Below are 17,410 nucleotides of genomic sequence, written 5' to 3'. Positions count from 1 at the left end.
TCGTTTTTTCGCGCGTGCGGGCACATCGCCTGCTGCTGACCGCCGCGCTGCTCACCGTCGTACTCACCACGGCGGTCCTGGCGACCCTCACCGCGTACTCGGGCGCGATCGGTGACGCCGCCCTGCGTCACTCGCTCCTCGACACCTCACAGGGTGCCGGGCGCGAGGAGAGCGCGGCGGCCACGACACTGATCGTCAAGGCCGACGTACCCCCGCAGGAACGCGCCGCCGCCGACAAGGCCGTACGGGAGGGCGCGCGGCGCACCTTCGACGGGCTGCCGGTGACGCTGCGGACGCTGACGCGGTCGGGGCCGTACGCGCTGCCGAGGTCGCTGCAGCCGGCCGCCGAACGCTCGGGCGATCCGGACCTCACACACTTCGCGGCGCTCGACCGGACGCAGGTGCGGATGGTCGCGGGCCGCCTGCCCGGTGCTCCGGGAGACAGCCGCGAGATCGAGGTGGCCCTTCCCGAGGCGGCCGCGCGGGAACTCGCGCTGAAGACGGGCGCCCGGCTGACGCTCGTCGACCGGTTCGGCGGGCCCAAGGTGCGGATCGAGCTGACCGGGGTGTACCGGCCCGCGCGCGTCACCTCGCCCTACTGGCAGTTGGAGGACCTGCGCGGACGCGGGGTCAGCAGGCTGGACTTCACGACGTACGGGCCGCTGCTCGCCGATCCGGCGGTGTTCGCGGCGCCGACGGGCAGCGGGCAGAAAGGCGGGACGGACCGGGCGGGCGTGACGGTGAGCGCCGGGCACACCGGCTGGCTGGCGTCCGCCGACTTCTCCACGGTGACGACCGGGCGGATCGACACCCTGCGGGACACGGCACTCTCCGGGCCCCGTTCGCTGCTCAAGTCCCCCGCGCTGCACGGCACCACGGCCGTCACGACATCGTTGCCGGAGGAACTGGACCGGGTCGAGCGGTCGTTGCTGGTCTCCCGTTCCACGCTGCTGATCGTGGCGCTCCAGCTCTCGCTGCTCGCCGGGTACGCGCTGCTGCTCGTGGCCCGGCTGCTGAGTGTCGAACGGGCCGGTGAGACACGGCTGTTGAGGGCGCGTGGCGCCACGCGCGGCCGGGTGGCGTGGCTCGCCGCGCTGGAGGCACTGCTGCTGGCGATCCCGGCCGCCGTGTGCGCGCCGCTGCTCGCCGGGCCGTTGACGCGGCTGCTGGCCGGGCAGGGAGCGCTGTCGCGGATCGGGCTGCGGCTGGACACCTCGGTGACGGCGGGCGGTGTGTGGGTGGTGGCGGCCGGGGTGGCCCTCGGGTGCGCGCTGGCGGTGACCGTGCCCGCGCTGACCGGGGGTTCGGGAGGCGGCGGCCGGGCCCGGGCACTGCCCGCGCCGGTACGGGCCGGTGCGGATGTGGGGCTGCTGGTGATCGCGGCGGTCGCGTACTGGCAGTTGAGCAGCCAGAAGTCCGGCGCCGTCACCGACGACCGTTCGGGCACGCTCGGCATCGACCCGCTCCTCGTCTCCGCGCCCGCCCTCGCCCTGCTCGCCGGAACGGTTCTCACCCTGCGTCTGCTGCCTCCCGTCGCCCGTCTCGCCGAGCGGCGCGCGGCGAGCGGCCGGGGGCTGCCGACGGCGCTCGCGGGCTGGCAGTTCAGCCGTCGTCCGATGGGCGGCGCCGGGCCCGTCCTGCTGCTCGTCCTCGCCATCGCCATGGGCATGCTCGCGATCGGCCAGGGCGCGTCCTGGAACGGCTCGCAGGACGACCAGGCGGACTTCAGGGCCGGCACGTCCGTACGCGTGACCGGGGCCGGCGAGAGCGGGCTGGGGCAGGCCGGGATCTACTCCGCGGTCGACGGCGTGAGCGGGACGGCTCCCGCGCTGCGTACGACGCTGCCGCTGTCCGGGAACCGGACGGCGACGGTACTGGCGCTGGACACGGCGGACTCCGGGGGCGGAAGCGGTCTGCTGATGCGCGGGGATCTGGCCCAGGAGCCGGTGGGGCGGATGCTGGCCGGGCTCGGGCCGAAGCGGGGCGCGTCGCCCGGCGCGGTGCTGCCGAAGGGCAGTACGCGTCTGGGGCTGGTCCTGCGGATCCGGGCGGAGGCCGCGCCGGTGAAGAAGGGTTCGGGCTCGGCAGGGTCGGGCTCGGGTTCGGGCTCGGGTTCGGGTTCGGCGGCGTTCCGCTCCGAGATGTCGGCGGACGTGGCGGTGACGCTGGAGGACCGGTACGGCACTCCGTACCGCGTTCCCGTCGGTGAACTGCCCGCCGACGGACGGGCCCACCGGCTCACCCTGGACCTGGCGAAGGCGGCCGAGGCCCCGGCCGGCCGGGCCGCCGAACCGCTGGCGCTGACCGGGATGCAGCTGGACATGCTCCAGCCGACGGGTCGCGCCGAGCGTCACCAGCTGTCCGTCGAGGAGTTGACGGCCACGGCGGCCGACGGCTCGGAACGACGTATCGAGCAGCCCGCGTCCTGGCTGGCGAAGTCCCGCAGCAACAGCAGCACGGCGGATCCCGAGGCCGACTCCGGCCCGACGGCGGCGACCGTGAAGTCCGAGAAGCCGCTGACGGTCGGCTACGGCACCGGTTACGTACCCGGTGAATACGCCTGGGAGGTCTCGTCGTTGACGATCCGGCTCCGGGTGGACCGGCCCGACGTGCCCGAGGTCGCCGCGGTCGCGACGGACGGCTATCTCAGGGCCGCGGGCGCCCGTACGGGACAACGCGTGGACGTGACCTTCGACGGCTCGGCCGTACCGGTGCGGATCGTGGACCGCGTACAGGCGCTGCCGACCACCCAGGACGCGGGTGGCGGAGACCCGTCCGGCGGGGCGCTGCTGGTCGATCTCCGGTCCGTGAACCGGGTGTTGGAGCAGCGGTACGGGGAGAGCGTCGTGCCCAACGAGTGGTGGTTGCGGACCGAGCCGGGGGCGGCGGCGCGGGTGGCCGCGGAGCTGCGCGAGCGGCCCGATGTCGAGCCCTCGCAGGTGGTCGTGCGCGACGAGGTCGCCGAGGAGCTGCGGGACGACCCCTTCGGGGCGGGTCCCGAGGCGGCGTACGCGGCGGCGTCCGTGGTCGCGGCGGCACTGGCGGCAGTCGGCTTCGCGGTGAGCACGGCGGGGTCGTTGCAGGCGCGCAGCGGTGAGTTCGCGCTGCTGCGCGCGCTGGGGGCGCCGCGGCGTCAGCTCGCGCGGCTGGTCGCCGCCGAGCAGGGCGTGCTGCTGGCGCTGGCGCTGGTGGTGGGGGTGGCGCTGGGGGCGGTGCTGACCCGGGCGGTGATTCCGTTGATCGTGCTGACGTCCGGGGCGAGCCGGCCGGTCCCGGAGGTGTTGGTGGAACTGCCGCTCGGCCAGGTCGTGTTCCTGCTGGCCGCCGTCGTGGTCGCGCCGCTGGCCGTCACCGCGGTGCTGGCGCTGCGGCGGGAGGACACGGCTCCTTCGCTGCGGTCGATGAAGTCGCTGAACGGGCAGGACGGTGAGTGAGACGGTGAGTGAGATGGGGCGCGACTCCGGCTCCGACGGGCGTCCGCGTTTCCGGCGGCGGGACCACTCCGTCGCCCCCTGGATCCGTACCCGACTGCGCACGGCCCCCGGCGCCGCGGTCGCCCTCGCGCTCCTGGTGATGGCGACCGCCTGTCTGGCCGCGGCCTTCCCCCGTGCCGTCGAACGCTACGAGGACGCGGGCCTGCGTCAGGCCGTCGTGGACGCGACGGCACCCAGGACCTCCCTTCAGGTGTCCGCCCCGTCGCCCGGCAACTACGTCCCGCAGCCGGAACGGGAGTCGGCCCTGCGCCCGGACAGCATGCGCAAGGCGTACGAGCGGGTGCTGAACACGATCGAGCGGCCGCTCGCCGTCGACCCCGGGCAGTCGACGTACGGCGTCCGCAACGTCAACAACCTCGAAGCGGCGGAGACCTGGCTGCCGATGCCGAGCGGGCTGCCCGCGCGGCTGTCGCTCGCCGCGCAGAGCGGAGTCGCCGAGCACTCCAAGGTGAGCGCGGGCCGCCTCCCGCGCGCCGACGACACGGTGTCCGCCGCGACCCCGGAGGTGGAGGCCGCGGTCACCACGGAGACCGCCGAGCGGCTCGACATCAAGGTGGGTTCGGTGATCCATGTGCCCGGCGTGCAGCGCGACCCGCTCGCCGTACGCATCACCGGCATCGTCGCCCCGCGCGACCCCGAGGGCACGTACTGGACCACGCAGCCCCTCCTGCGCACCCCGTCCCTGATCCGGCCGCCCACGCAGGGCGCCGAGCCGGAGACCTACTGGCTGGGCGCCCTGCTGCTGCCGCCGGACGCGGCCCCCGTGCTGCTCGGCACCCCGGGCAAACCCGTGCGCTACTGGCTGCTCGCCCCGGACCCCGCCGCGCTCACCGCGCACGACCTGGCCCGGCTGGGCAGCGCGGTCGCCTCGCTGGAATCGGGCCCGGGTCTGGTGAAGGTCCGCACGTCCACGGACGCGGACACCGCTGTGAGCACCGACCTCGACGAGGTGCTCGCCTCGTACGCCGAACTCCGTTCCGGTGTCCGGCCCCTGGTCTCCGTCGCCGCCTTCGGCACCGGTGCGGTCGCGGTCGTCGTCCTGCTGATGGCGGGCCGCCTCACCGCCGACCGCCGCCGCACCGAACTCGCCCTCCTGCGTGCCCGTGGCGCCTCGCTGCGCGGACTCACCAGGCGGCTGCTCACCGAGACCGCGGTGGTCGCGCTGCCCGCGGGCGCGCTCGGCCTCGCGGGCGCGCTGCTCCTCGTCCCGTACGGCCGCGCACCGTACGCCGTCGGGGCGGCCCTCGCGGTCACCCTCCTCGCCTGCGCCGCGCTGCCCCTGCGCGCCCTGGCCGCCCACCGGGTCGTGGGAGTGCACGGCGCCCGGGAGGACCTCGCGTCCGTACGGCCCTCGCGGCGGCGCACCATCGCCGAACTCACGCTGCTCGTGCTGGCGTCGGCGGCGGTGCTCGCGCTGCGCAGCCGGGGGACGTCGGGCACCTCCGACGAGGCGCTCGACTCCGGCGCCTCCGGCGACCTGGGCGGCTCCGGCGACCAACTCGTCGCGATGGCACCGGTGTTGATCGGTGTCATCGCCGCGCTCCTCCTGGTCCGGCTCTATCCGCTGCCGCTGCGCTGGCTGGCCCGTCCCGCGGGCCGGCTGCGCGGCGCGATCGGCCATCTGTCGCTGGCCCGCGCGGGCCGTACCTCCGTCTCCACGGTTCTCCCGCTGCTCGCCCTGCTGACGGCGCTCACCACGGCCGCGTTCGGGGGTTCGGTCCTCGCGGGCGTCGCGGACGCGCGGGACCGGGCGGCCGTGCTCAACCTCGGCGCGGACGCCCGCGTCGAGGCGGAGGGCGCCCTGCCCACCGCCCTCCCGGAGCGGGTCCGCTCGGCACCCGGTGTACGGGAGGTCACCCCCCTGAGCATCGCGTACGAGGCCAAGCCGGGAGCCGGCGTGGATTCGGTGCCCCTGGCCGGGGTGGACCCCGAGGGGTACGCACGGCTGGCGGAACGGACGGGTCTCGGGGCGTTCCCGGCGGGCGAGTTGAAGGCCTCACCGGCAGGCGGCCCGTCGAAGTCAGGCGCCGACGGCGGCTCGGCGAAGCCCGGCACCGAAGACTCGGCGGAGTCCGGCGGCAGCGGCTCCGCGAAGGCCCCGCTTCCCGCCCTCGCCTCCTCCGCCGTCGCCGACCGCTACGGCACCCGTCCCTTCTCGCTGCGGCTGTCGGACGGCAGCGACGTCACCGTCCGCATCACCCTCGTACGCGACCTGACCCCGGCCCTGCCGGGCGCGTACTTCCTCATCGTGGACCGGGCCGGCCTCGGCACCGTCGCCGCGCGCCCAACCGCACTCCTGGTGACGGGCGACCACGTGAGCGCGGCTGCCCTCCGCAAGGCCGTCGCCGCCGGTACGGGCGCCAATGCGGATGCCACCGCCCGTGCGGACGTACGGCTGCGTTCGGAGGAGCGGGCGCGTTACGTCGACTCCCCTCTCCAGTCCGGCGCGGAACGCGTCTACGCGGCCGCGGTGGCGGCGGGCTCCGGATACGCCGTACTCGCGCTGCTGCTCGCCCTGGTGCGCGCCGCGCCCGAGCGTGTCGCACTGCTGGCCCGGCTGCGCACGATGGGCCTCACCCGGGGCCAAGGGCGCCGACTGCTCGTGCTGGAGGCGTTGCCCCAGGCGCTCCTCGCCGCGGCGGGCGGCGTCCTGACCGGCTGGGCCGTGGTCCGTCTCCTGGCCCCGGGCATCGACCTCACCTCCATCGCCCTGGCCACCCCCGGCGGCACGCCCCCGACCGGCACCGCCGCGCTGCACACGGACCCGGCGTCCCTGTTCCTGCCCGCCCTGACCGTCCTCCTCCTGGCCACCTCGATCGCGGCGGGCCAGGCCTGGTGGACGGGCCGACGCGGCTCGGTGCGGGAACTGAGGGCGGGGGACAGCCGATGACTCGCGGCGACGGCGGACACGTGCCCGCCACGACGGCCGACAGCGGCGGGAACGTGCTCATCACGACGGTGGGCAGCGGCGGACATGCGCGCGCCACGACGACCGGCACCGGCGAGGGCATGCCCACCACGAGCGCCGGCAGCGGCAGTTGCGTGCCGTCCACGACGACAGACGCCGGCATGGGCCTGCCCGCCAGGACGGCCGGAACCGGCGCACACACGCCCATCGCGAACACCGGCTTCGGCGCAGGCGTGCCCAACACGACAACCGGCACCGGCGGAGACGTGCCCTCCACGACGATCACCACGGGAGTCGCCCGATGACCACCACCGAGCCCACCGGCCCCAGCTTCGCCGACCTGGCCGAGCGTGCCGCCGCCCGGCGCGACCGGCCCGCCTACGGTCACGACGCCCTGATCACCTGCGACCGGCTGGTGCGGATCTTCTCCGCGGACGGCGTCGAGGTCCAGGCGCTCCAGGGCCTCGATCTCCTCGTCCGGGAGGGCGAGTTGATGGCGCTGGTGGGCGCGTCCGGCAGCGGCAAGTCGACCCTGATGAACATCCTGGCCGGCCTGGACACCCCCACCGCGGGTGCCGCCCGGGTCTCCGGCCACGACCTGCTGACCATGAACGCGAAGGACCGACTCCGCTACCGCCGCGACACCGTCGGCTTCGTCTGGCAGCAGACGGCCCGCAACCTGCTGCCCTATCTGACGGCCGCCCAGAACGTCACCCTGCCGATGCAGCTCACCGGCGGCCGCAAAGGCCGTCGCGCCCAGTCCGAACGTGCCCTGGAACTCCTGGAGTTGCTGGGCGTCGCCGACTGCCGGGCCCGCCGCCCGTTCCAGATGTCCGGCGGTCAGCAGCAGCGCGTGGCCATCGCCGTGGCCCTGGCCAACGCCCCCGCCGTGCTCCTCGCCGACGAGCCCACCGGTGAACTCGACTCACACACCGCCGAGCAGATCTTCGCCGCCTTCCGCACCGCGAACGAACACCTCGGCACCACCGTCGTCATCGTCACGCACGACCAGGCGGTCGCGGGCGAGGTCCGCCGCACGGTCGCCATCCGCGACGGCCGCACCTCCACGGAGGTCCTGCGCCGCACCGAGGTCGACGCCACGACCGGCCACGAGACGGTGGTGGCCCGCGAGTACGCGATGCTCGACCGCGCGGGCCGGCTGCAGCTCCCCGCCGAGTACACCGAGGCCCTCGGCATGCGCGACCGCGTCGCCCTGGAACTGGAACCGGACCACATCGGCGTATGGCCGGACGACAGCGAACACGCCTGACGAGGGCATTCGGCTTACGAATGGCCCCGGCCGACACTCACCGCCGCCGGTCCGAGAAATTCAGGACGGTCAGCTCAGCGAACGCTGACGTCCAACGCCCCGAGTCCCGCCCTGCGTACGGCGATCGACCCGTACGCCGTACGCAGCCTGAGCCACGCGCCCGACGAGAGCAGCCGCAGTACGGCCTCGTCGGGGGCGGCCGTGGTCGCGGCCGCGTTCGTGGTCGCGGCCGGGCGCGCGGGCCGCAGGAATCCCAGCGACTGGGCGGCGTGCGCGGCCCGGACCGGGAGTTCGGTGTCGCCGACCGGCCGGGACCAGATCTCCCGCCCGATCCGGTCGAGAGCGGTCCGCGTACGCCCCTCGAGCGTCAACTCGTCGATGCGCGAACGGAATTCGGCGACCGCCCCGGCCACCATGGTCCGCACCGCGTCGGGCCCCGGCAGCCCCGGCTCGGGCCGCCAGCCCCCGCGGGGCGGCAGCACCCCGGCCCACGGCGGTCCGGTGACGGCGGCGGGCACGGCCGCGGTGGCCGCCGACTCGTCGAGGGACTCCAGGAGTTCACCGGCCGAGACGGTCACGTCGAGCGAGAGGTCGAGCCCGTTCTCGTACGGCTTGTCGAGGCGTGCCGTACGGATCGCGAGCACCTCGAACGACGGTGGCCGGCCGAACACCGCGAGCGTCGTCCCCGACGCCTGCAGCCGCACCGCGGCCGCGCGGTCGTAGTGGATCAGACGGGCCAGGAAGGCGGCGAGGTCCGCCGCCTCCCCCTCGTCGGCGAGGTGCAGGGCCGTCATGCCGCGACAGCCCCCGAAGGGTCGTCCTCGTCGTCCGCGTACTCCGCGAGGAACTCCCGCTCCTCGGCGGTCAGACGACGCGGCCGCTGCGCCTCGAAGTCGAACGGCACTATGACCGTCTGGGCCCGGACGTACACCTGGTCCGGGTCCTTGACCTCGTAGGCGATGGTGAACGACGCCGCCCTGACCTGTGTCACCCACAGCTCGATGTCCACCGGCCGGTGCCGGTGGACCAACTGCTGCTTGTAGTCGATCTCATGGCGTGCCACCACGGACCCCTGCTGGAAATCCTTGTCCGGGCGGAACAGGAAGTCGATACGCGCCTCCTCCAGATAGCGGAGGAAGACCACGTTGTTGATGTGGCCGTACGCGTCCATGTCCGCCCAGCGCAGCGGGCAGCGGTAGATGTGCCGCAAGAGATCAGCCCCGGGTCAGCTTCTTGTAGGTGGCGCGGTGCGGACGCGCGGCGTCCGGTCCGAGCCGCTCGATCTTGTTCTTCTCGTAGGACTCGAAGTTGCCCTCGAACCAGTACCACTTCGAGTCGCCCTCGTAGGCGAGGATGTGCGTCGCGACCCGGTCCAGGAACCAGCGGTCGTGGGAGATGACCACCGCGGCACCCGGGAACTCCAGGAGCGCGTTCTCCAGCGACGACAGGGTCTCGACGTCGAGGTCGTTCGTGGGCTCGTCGAGGAGCAGCAGGTTGCCGCCCTCCTTGAGGGTGAGAGCCAGGTTCAGACGGTTGCGCTCACCGCCGGAGAGGACACCGGCGGGCTTCTGCTGGTCCGGGCCCTTGAAGCCGAAGGCGGACACATAGGCCCGCGACGGCATCTCGACGTGACCGACGTTGATGTAGTCGAGTTCGTCGGAGACGACGGCCCACAGCGACTTCTTGGGGTCGATGTTGGCGCGGCTCTGGTCGACGTAACTGATCTTGACGGTGTCGCCGACCTTGATCGCACCGGAGTCCGGCGTCTCAAGGCCCTGGATCATCTTGAAGAGGGTGGTCTTGCCGGCGCCGTTGGGACCGATGACCCCGACGATCCCGTTACGCGGCAGCGTGAAGCTCAGGTCGTCGATGAGGACCTTGTCACCGAAGGCCTTGGAGAGGTTGTTGACCTCGACGACGATGGAGCCCAGCCGCGGGCCCGGCGGGATCTGGATCTCCTCGAAGTCCAGCTTCCGCATCTTGTCGGCCTCGGCTGCCATCTCCTCGTAACGGGCGAGGCGTGCCTTGGACTTGGTCTGCCGGCCCTTGGCGTTGGACCGGACCCACTCCAGCTCTTCCTTGAGCCGCTTCTGACGCTTCTCGTCCTTGCGGCCCTCGACCTTGAGGCGGGTGGACTTCTTGTCGAGGTACGTGGAGTAGTTGCCCTCGTAAGCGATCGCACGGCCGCGGTCCAGCTCGAGGATCCACTCGGCGACGTTGTTCAGGAAGTACCGGTCGTGGGTGACGGCGATGACGCAGCCCGCGTACTTCGAGAGGTGCTGCTCCAGCCAGTTCACCGACTCGGCGTCCAGGTGGTTGGTGGGCTCGTCGAGGAGCAACAGGTCCGGAGCCTCGATCAGCAGCTTGCAGAGCGCGACGCGGCGCTTCTCACCACCGGAGAGGTTGACGACCGGCCAGTCGCCGGGCGGGCAGCCCAGCGCGTCCATGGCCTGCTCCAACTGCGCGTCGAGGTCCCAGGCGTTGGAGTGGTCCAGGTCTTCCTGGAGCTTGCCCATCTCGTCCATCAGCGCGTCCGAGTAGTCGGTCGCCATCAGCTCGGCGACCTCGTTGAAGCGCTTGAGCTTGCCCATGAGCTCGGCGGCACCGTCCTGGACGTTCTCCAGGACCGTCTTGGTCTCGTCCAGCTTCGGCTCCTGCATGAGGATGCCGACGGTGTAACCCGGAGACAGGAACGCGTCACCGTTGGACGGCTGCTCAAGCCCCGCCATGATCTTGAGAACGGTGGACTTACCGGCACCGTTCGGCCCGACCACACCGATCTTCGCGCCTGGCAGGAAGCTCAGGGTGACGTCATCGAGAATCACCTTGTCGCCGTGCGCCTTGCGCGTCTTGCGCATGGTGTAAATGAACTCAGCCAAGAGAAACCGTCCGGACGCTTGAAATCGGCAGTGGGCAGATACACCCCATCTTGCCGTACCGCCACCCCTCGAAGGAAACCCGTTCCACCCGGGGGCCGGTGACCGGACACCGCCCGACCGTGCCCGTAACCGAGCCGTCACCTACCGTCGCCATCCGTCGCCGCGGACACGCGAACGTCCAGTCAGCGAGCGGTTACCCACTGTCCAGTTGTCAAGGTGCCGTCTTCGTGCCGTCTTCCGCGTTCCTTCAGTCCTGCTCGGGGGTCTTCTTCTTGCGGACGAAGAGCACCGCCGCGCCGCCGATCACGACCAGGCCGATCGCGATCCCGGTTATCACCGGGGTGGAGCTGGAGGCGCCGGTCTCGGCGAGGTCGACCGTGGTGGCGGAGGTGCCGCCCACCGTGGCCGGGCTGGGGTCGCTCAGCGTCTGGGTCGTCTCACCGGCGGTACTGCTCTGCGTCCGGCAGTCGAGTACGCCCTTGAACCGCTTCTCGTAGCCGTTCGGCCCCTTGATCGTGAAGTCGTACGCCTGGTCCTCCTGCAGCGGGATCGTCACGGTCTGTGACGCGCCTGCCGCGATGGTGTGCTCGACGCCCATCAGCTCGAAGGTGAACGCCTCGTCGCCCTCGTTGGCCGCCGTGATGTCCACGCCGCCCTCGGCGCAGTTCTTCTCGGCCGACAGCGCGGGTATCGCGCCGGTCTTCGCCCAGTTCGCGGTGGCCGTCGCCGAGACCGTCGACTCGCTGGAGCCGGCGAGGATCTGGGTCTGACTCCTCGTCTCGGAGGCGAAGGCGCGCCCGACCGGGACGGTGGTCGAGGCCTGCACCGTCAGCGCGGCCGAACCGTCCGCGGTGTCCTCGGGAACGTCGAAGAACAGCTCGCCGCCGTCGGCCGCGGACGTGATCTCCTTGCCGTCCTTGTCGACGACCAGCACTCCGCTGGTCGCGTCGGCGGGCGGCGTGACCGTCACGCTGTCCGCGTTGGTGTGCACGGTGACCGGGCCGAGCAGCTCACCGGCCTGACCGGAGACCGCGGGCGGGTCCAGGGTCAGCGAGGCCTCGGGCTCCGCGAGGTCGCGCGCGTTGTGCTGCAGATAGTCGGCGAGCTTCTCCGCCTGCGGGTCGACGGCGTCCACGTCGGCACCGTCCGAGTACCGCCAGATCGCGACCTGCGTGCCGGCCGCCGCGTCCTGCTCGGTGAGACCGCTCGCGCCTGCCTTGGCGGCCAGTGCGGCGAGGTCGTTGACCTGCGGGTAGGAGTTCTGCAGGATCCAGCGGATGCGGCCCGCGTCGGGGTTGCCGTTCAGCGACGTGCCGCTCCAGGGCGTCTCCTGGTACTTGGCGTCCATCTGCGTCGGGTTGTGGAGGTCGACGCAGTAGGTCTGCAGGGTGCCGCCGTTGTCGACGGACATCTCGAACAGCCCCGCGGGCACCTGCTTGTCCTCGCCGTTCTCGTGGATGACGGCGGTTCCGGACGTCTTCAGCTCACCTATGGTGGCGGTCGCGCCGCCCCGGCTCAGGGGGAGTTCGTCGGCGGCGGCCGTGCCCGCGGCCGTCAGGGCGCTCACGGCAGCGAGTCCGGACACCAGCGCCGCCGCGGCGAGCCGGGCGGCGCCCCGCCCGCGCACGGACGACGCAGAGAACGAAGAAAACACAGAATTCCCCTTCGAGCAGGACCCGTTGACGTGGGGGGGTTACGGTCCCACCAGCAGAATCAGCGGCCCCAAGAGCTATGCCCGGCATCCTAAGGACGGGGCGCACCTCTCTCCCCGGTCATGACATCGGACAAGCGATCCGACTCGGAATCGTTATCGCCGAGATGAGGCGTGAGCTGGGCTTATCGACAAATCCACGAGAACTGTTCGGAACACATTCGCCGATAAGCCGCACTTCGGCCAGAGGGTGAATCCAGCATCTTGTGTGTACTGACGTCACATCACCAGAGCCGGTTCCTGATGATGTTGACGCCGCTGCGCGCGCTGCCCCCGCTGTCCGTGATGTTCTCGTTGCTCTTGTTGCCCCTGTTGTTCCTGTTGCCCCTGCTGCTGTTGAGCGGTCTCGGCCGCCTGAGCCGTCGGCTCCGTCTCCCAGTTCGGCTCCGGCCTGGCCGACGTCTCCGACGGTGTCTCGCCCTTGTGGGCCCGCCGGAACGCCGCGGTGCCGCGCGCCAGATCGTGGCCGATCGCCGTGGCCTCGATGTCCGCGCCCGTCCACGACTGCCCGTCGCGCTGCTCGGAGCGGACCTTCAGCCTCCCCCGCACCACGAGCGGCTCGCCCACGGAGACGGACGCCTGCACATTCGTCGCGAGCGCCCGATTGGCCCACACCGTGAAGAAGTTGGTGTGCCCGTCCGTCCAGGCGTTCTTCTCCCGGTCCCAGTACCGCTGCGTCACCGCCAGCCGGAACCTCGCCGACGCGCCCGTCGCCGTCTCCCGGAACACCGGCTGCGTCGCCACGTTCCCCACCACACACACCGTCGTCTCGTTCATCGCGCATTCCCTCCCTGCCCACGCCTACGGGCCCGTCCCGTACGGCTGCGTCCGGTGCGGCGACCGCGATGTGATCGCGTCGTGATCGCCGCGGTTCCAGACTGCCTCCGCCGGCCCGAGCCCGCTGAGCGCTGTGCACCACCGCCCGGTTGTGGACAACTCCGCCACCCGAACGAGGACTTCCCCCCGTCCCGAGCCTGCCTGACAGTGCCTAGACGCCGACCCCCGTGACCCGCAGGTACTGCTCCCGCACCTCCCGATACCGCAGCAGCTCCGCCGCCAGCGGATCGAGGACCCGGGCCCGGCCGCACCCCGACGCCGCCTCCCGCAACCGTCGTTCGGCCTCCAGCCCGTACCGCCGGGCCGGGCCGCGCGCCGCCAGTCGGCAGGCCCACTCGACGCCCGGCCCGCCCACGATGCCGATCACCATCAGCAGCACCGGCACCCCGAGATTCGGCGACATGAAGCCGACGACCTGCCCCAGCAGCCAGAGTCCGCCGACGGCCTGGAGCACCGTCATGGCCGCCTGGGCCAGTACCGCGACCGGCCACCAGCCGGGCCTCGGCGGCCGTCCCACCGGCGCACCGGCTCGTACGGCCAGCTCGTCGAGCGCCTCGCACAACCCCTGTGACCCTCGTACGGCCGCCTCGCGTACCGCCTGTGCCCAGGGCGTGGGCAGTCCGCCCGCCGCCTGCTCCGCCACCGTACGGACCGCCTGTTCGACGCGCTGCCGTGCCGTGGCCTCCTCGTCGGCGTGGGTCCGTACGGACAGGCGCCCGGTCGGTGGTTCGCGCCGGTCCTGGTACCAGCGCCACAGCCGCAGCCAGGGCGTGCCGCACGCGCGGTTGGCGTTGCGGCGCCACGCGCGCTCGGCCGCCTCGCCCGCCGCCGTGGCGCCGACCGCGTCCGCCAGCCGGTCGGCGAACTCGTCGCGCGCCTCCTCGGTGAGCCCGGCCTGCCGCCGGTTCGCGTAGACCGGCCACAGACGGGCCGCTGCCGCGTCCACATCGGCGGAGATCCGGCGTGCCGCGGCTCCCCGCTCGGCCACGAAGTGACCGAGTACCTCGCGCAGTTCCGGGATGCCGTCCCCGGTGAGCGCGGACAGCGAGAGGACGGTCGCGCCCGGCTCGCCGTACTCGCCGAGCGCGATCCCGTCCTCGTCGAGCAGCCGCCGCAGGTCGTCGAGGACCTGGTCGGCGGCCTCCCCGGGCAGCCGGTCGATCTGGTTGAGGACCACGAAGGTGACCTCCGCGTGTCCTGCCATGGGCCGCAGATAGCGCTCGTGCAGCACGGCGTCGGCGTACTTCTCCGGGTCGACGACCCAGATGACGGCGTCGACGAGCGCCAGGATGCGGTCCACCTGTTCGCGGTGCTGGACCGCCGCGGAGTCGTGGTCGGGCAGGTCCACCAGGACGAGCCCGCGCAACTGCGCCTCGGCCTCCGCGCTCTGCAGCGGTCGCCGTCGCAGCCGCCCGGGGATGCCGAGCCGGTCGATGAGGCTCGCCGCGCCGTCGCTCCAGCTGCACGCGATGGGCGCCGCGGTGGTCGGTCTGCGTACCCCGGTCTCCGAAATGGCCACTCCGGCGAGCGCGTTGAAGAGCTGCGACTTGCCGCTTCCGGTGGCGCCCGCGATGGCGACGACGGTGTGCTGTCCGGAAAGCCTGCGCCGCGCGGTGGCCTCGTCAAGGACCTGTCCCGCCTCGGCGAGCGTCCTGCTGTCGAGCCGGGTGCGGGAGAGCCCCACCAGTTCACGCAGCGCGTCGAGACGAGACCGTAGCGACCCGTCGTACGCGAGAGGGATCACTACGGGTGGCCTGTTGTCCACGACTGCCTCCTTCACGGGCTTGGCCTGTCCCTCCGCCGTGGAGGACACGCGCCGCGCGATCAGCCCGTCGTCCCAGGAGACGCCGGATTCCGCGGCGTCGGCGGCGTCCGCGCCGGTCGTGCCGTCCGCGCGGCCCTTGTTGCCGATGCCGGCGGAGCCGTCCATGCCGTCCGTGTCGTCCCCGGAAGCGGGCTTCTCGGGGTAGTCGTCGATCTCCACGCGCACGAGCCCGAACATGCGGCTCTCCGAACGGACACCTCCCTTGACGGCGTCCTTCTTGCCGGAATGCCGCTTGCCGAAGTCCCTCTTGTCAAAGTCCTTCTTGTCGAAGTCCTTCCCGCTGGGGTCCTTCTTGCTGGAGTCCTTCTTGCCGGGGTCCTTCTTGCCGGGGTCCTTCTTGGGGGCGTCTTTGCCGTCGGTCACGAAATCGTCCTCCACGCGCGCGTGCCCACTGCCCTCACGCCCTTCGTCGTCTCCGGGGTGATCGGCGTGATCCGTGTGGTCCGTGACGGCGGTCACCACGATCACCTCTCCTTCTGCAGTACGGACAACGCGGCGATGAGTTCGGCCTGGGGTTCGGGGTGTACGTCGAGTGCGTCGAGCGGCGCGAGCCGCCGCTCCCGTTCGGTGTGCAGGGTCTTGTCGAGGTAGTCGCTGAGCAGGCGGCCGCCCTTGTCGCGCAGCCGCAGGGCGCCGTGGGCCCCGATCCGCTCGGCGAGTCCTTCGCCCGCCGACCGCGCCCGCCTGCCGCCCAGGAGCGCGGTGGCGACCAGCGCCGCCACCACCTCGGGGTCCGGCGCGACGCTCTTCTCAAGGGCACGCACTTCTTCCTCCGCGTACTCCTCGATGACCCGCCGCCAGCGCCGTACGGCCATCCCGATGCGGTGCTCGGCGCTCTCCAGCGTCGGATCACGGTCCGTCAGCCCCGGCGCGGACGCGCCGGGTTCGCGGCGCCAGGCCTCGTCGATGCGCTCGTCGGCGGCGGTGACCGCGCACAGCAGCAGTGCGGCCAGGCTCTCGGCGAGGGCGTCGAGCAGTTCGCCGGCGGCGCAGTCCAGCGGATAGCTGCGCCAACGCTTGAGCGCGTCCCCGGCGAGCACGGCCCCGGCCTGCAAACGGCCCCGTACGCGCGCGTGCTCGCTGTCGTACGCCCCGTCGACGGCCGCGGTGAGCCGCAGGGCGGCGGCGTACTGCGCGGCCGCCGCACCGGCCAGCTCGGGCATCCGCGTCTTCAGCGAGTCGAGCACCCCGTACGCCGTGCGTGCCATCGCCTGCTGTCGGGCTCCCGGATCCTCCACCTGTTCCGTGAGCCAGGCGAGCAGGGGCGCCACGGCGGTGGCCGGAAGCAGCCCCCCACCCCATGCCGACTCGGGCAACTCGGGCACGGTGAAGCGGGGTACGTCGCCGAGCCCTGCCTTGGCGAGGAGCGCGCCGTACTGACGCGACACCTCCGACACGACCTGGTGGGGCACCCGGTCGAGGACCGTGACGAGCGTCGCGTCGTGTTCCTTCGCGGTACGCAGCAGATGCCACGGCACCGCGTCCGCGTAGCGGGCGGCCGTGGTGACCATCACCCAGATGTCGGCCGCGCAGATGAGTTCGGCGGCGAGCACCCTGTTGTCGGCCACGAGGGAGTCGATGTCGGGCGCGTCGAGGAGGGCGAGCCCGCGCGGGAGGGTGTCGGCGGTCTCGATGCGCAGCACGCGCCCGTCGTCCTCACCCGGCAGCAGTGGATCGTCCCCGGCGTCCTGTTGGGGCACCCACACGCGCGTGAGGTCGGGCAGTACGCGCATACCGCTGAACCAGTGATGGTCCTCCGGGTGGCACACGAGCACCGGAGTACGGGTCGTGGGCCGCAGCACCCCGGCTTCACTGACCCGCCGCCCCACAAGGGAGTTGACCAGTGTGGACTTGCCCGCCCCCGTCGATCCTCCGATCACGGCGAGCAAGGGTGCTTCGGGTTCTCTCAACCGGGGCACGAGATAGTCGTCGAGTTGCGCGAGCAGTTCGTCGCGGTTGGCACGCGCGCGTGGAGCCCCCGCCAGGGGCAGCGGGAAGCGTGCGGCGGCGACACGGTCGCGCAGGGCGGAAAGTGCGTCGAGAAGCTGGGGCCGTACGTCCAAGGTCACCACATGCGAAGAATGCCCAATTTTGGAGGCTTTCTGAAGCATATGGGCATGTCTGCGCGCCGATCGGACATACGAGGCGGAAGGGACGCATGGGGCGCAGGCATAACGAGTGCACAACACCCGGGGCGCGAGACGCCAAAAGCGATGCACGATTCGCACCTGCCTGCGATTATCAGGATCGCTTCACTGAACCTCCACATCGAGCCACGGAGGCGAAGCACCAAGGACAGGGACCCGGGCGCTCTATCCTTGTCCCCGGCAAGGTCACGGACCCGCCCACACCCGGGCACCAGCACCACAGGCCACCACACCCGGCCCCCGTAGCTCAGTGGATAGAGCAGGCGCCTTCTAAGCGCTTGGCCGCAGGTTCGAGTCCTGCCGGGGGCGCGCACACCCTCTCCCTGCGGAAACGCGTGA

11 protein-coding genes and 1 tRNA gene are annotated in these 17,410 nt (G+C 72.1%); 5 read left to right on the top strand and 7 right to left on the bottom strand.

The features are described from left to right. Positions 1-14 precede the first annotated feature (14 nt). The 4 genes from ACH4YP_RS17180 to ACH4YP_RS17165 are packed head-to-tail and all read left to right on the top strand — an operon-like array spanning position 15 to position 7,672. Positions 15-3,434, top strand: a complete 3,420-nt coding sequence (locus ACH4YP_RS17180; protein ID WP_398491042.1) for an FtsX-like permease family protein — start codon at positions 15-17, stop codon at positions 3,432-3,434. Between the two features lie 13 nt (positions 3,435-3,447). Further along, positions 3,448-6,384 (top strand): FtsX-like permease family protein, encoded by a 2,937-nt coding sequence (locus tag ACH4YP_RS17175; protein WP_398491041.1) that lies wholly within the window; start codon positions 3,448-3,450, stop codon positions 6,382-6,384. Then, positions 6,381-6,707, top strand: a complete 327-nt coding sequence (locus ACH4YP_RS17170; protein ID WP_398491040.1) for a hypothetical protein — start codon at positions 6,381-6,383, stop codon at positions 6,705-6,707. Before ACH4YP_RS17175 ends, ACH4YP_RS17170 begins: the two co-directional genes overlap by 4 nt. Beyond that, positions 6,704-7,672: an ABC transporter ATP-binding protein gene (locus ACH4YP_RS17165; protein WP_361067679.1), complete on the top strand. Its 969-nt coding sequence runs from the start codon at positions 6,704-6,706 to the stop codon at positions 7,670-7,672. The genes ACH4YP_RS17170 and ACH4YP_RS17165 overlap by 4 nt, the downstream gene beginning before the upstream one ends. Positions 7,673-7,746: 74 nt before the next feature. Here ACH4YP_RS17165 and ACH4YP_RS17160 read toward each other — a convergent pair whose 3' ends face one another. From ACH4YP_RS17160 to ACH4YP_RS17130, 7 genes are all read right to left on the bottom strand, one after another. Next, complete coding sequence (locus tag ACH4YP_RS17160; protein ID WP_398491039.1) at positions 7,747-8,466, bottom strand: hypothetical protein; 720 nt, start codon at positions 8,464-8,466, stop codon at positions 7,747-7,749. Continuing rightward, positions 8,463-8,882: a thioesterase family protein gene (locus ACH4YP_RS17155; RefSeq protein ID WP_361067673.1), complete on the bottom strand. Its 420-nt coding sequence runs from the start codon at positions 8,880-8,882 to the stop codon at positions 8,463-8,465. Before ACH4YP_RS17155 ends, ACH4YP_RS17160 begins: the two co-directional genes overlap by 4 nt. 4 nt (positions 8,883-8,886) lie before the next feature. After that, positions 8,887-10,551 (bottom strand): energy-dependent translational throttle protein EttA, encoded by a 1,665-nt coding sequence (gene ettA, locus ACH4YP_RS17150; protein ID WP_361067670.1) that lies wholly within the window; start codon positions 10,549-10,551, stop codon positions 8,887-8,889. Between the two features lie 247 nt (positions 10,552-10,798). After that, on the bottom strand, positions 10,799-12,205 hold the full coding sequence (locus ACH4YP_RS17145) for a TQXA domain-containing protein (RefSeq protein WP_398491038.1): 1,407 nt from the start codon (positions 12,203-12,205) through the stop codon (positions 10,799-10,801). Between the two features lie 276 nt (positions 12,206-12,481). After that, positions 12,482-13,039 (bottom strand): single-stranded DNA-binding protein, encoded by a 558-nt coding sequence (locus ACH4YP_RS17140; RefSeq protein WP_398491037.1) that lies wholly within the window; start codon positions 13,037-13,039, stop codon positions 12,482-12,484. A gap of 211 nt (positions 13,040-13,250) precedes the next feature. Then, positions 13,251-15,029, bottom strand: coding sequence for a YfjP family GTPase (locus ACH4YP_RS17135; RefSeq protein WP_361067695.1), 1,779 nt, complete (start codon positions 15,027-15,029; stop codon positions 13,251-13,253). 359 nt (positions 15,030-15,388) lie between these two features. Next, positions 15,389-16,996, bottom strand: coding sequence for a dynamin family protein (locus ACH4YP_RS17130; RefSeq protein WP_361067661.1), 1,608 nt, complete (start codon positions 16,994-16,996; stop codon positions 15,389-15,391). 311 nt (positions 16,997-17,307) lie between these two features. On the opposite strand from ACH4YP_RS17130, the gene ACH4YP_RS17125 reads away from it, so the two are divergent. Beyond that, positions 17,308-17,380: transfer RNA gene (locus ACH4YP_RS17125), tRNA-Arg, on the top strand. The last annotated feature ends 30 nt before the right edge of the window (positions 17,381-17,410 follow it).

The organism is Streptomyces sp. NPDC020747, from assembly GCF_044334695.1.
Lineage (GTDB): Bacteria > Actinomycetota > Actinomycetes > Streptomycetales > Streptomycetaceae > Streptomyces.
Note: the sequence above shows the minus strand (reverse complement) of the source record. Positions and strands in the feature narration are given on the sequence as shown.

Coding starts and splice junctions, on each gene's coding strand:
- ACH4YP_RS17175 (WP_398491041.1), top strand. CDS start 3,448: ATGGGGCGCGACTCCGGCTCCGACGGGCGTCCGCGTTTCCGGCGGCGG.
- ACH4YP_RS17170 (WP_398491040.1), top strand. CDS start 6,381: ATGACTCGCGGCGACGGCGGACACGTGCCCGCCACGACGGCCGACAGC.
- ACH4YP_RS17165 (WP_361067679.1), top strand. CDS start 6,704: ATGACCACCACCGAGCCCACCGGCCCCAGCTTCGCCGACCTGGCCGAG.
- ACH4YP_RS17160 (WP_398491039.1), bottom strand. CDS start 8,466: ATGACGGCCCTGCACCTCGCCGACGAGGGGGAGGCGGCGGACCTCGCC.
- ACH4YP_RS17140 (WP_398491037.1), bottom strand. CDS start 13,039: ATGAACGAGACGACGGTGTGTGTGGTGGGGAACGTGGCGACGCAGCCG.
- ACH4YP_RS17135 (WP_361067695.1), bottom strand. CDS start 15,029: ATGGACGGCTCCGCCGGCATCGGCAACAAGGGCCGCGCGGACGGCACG.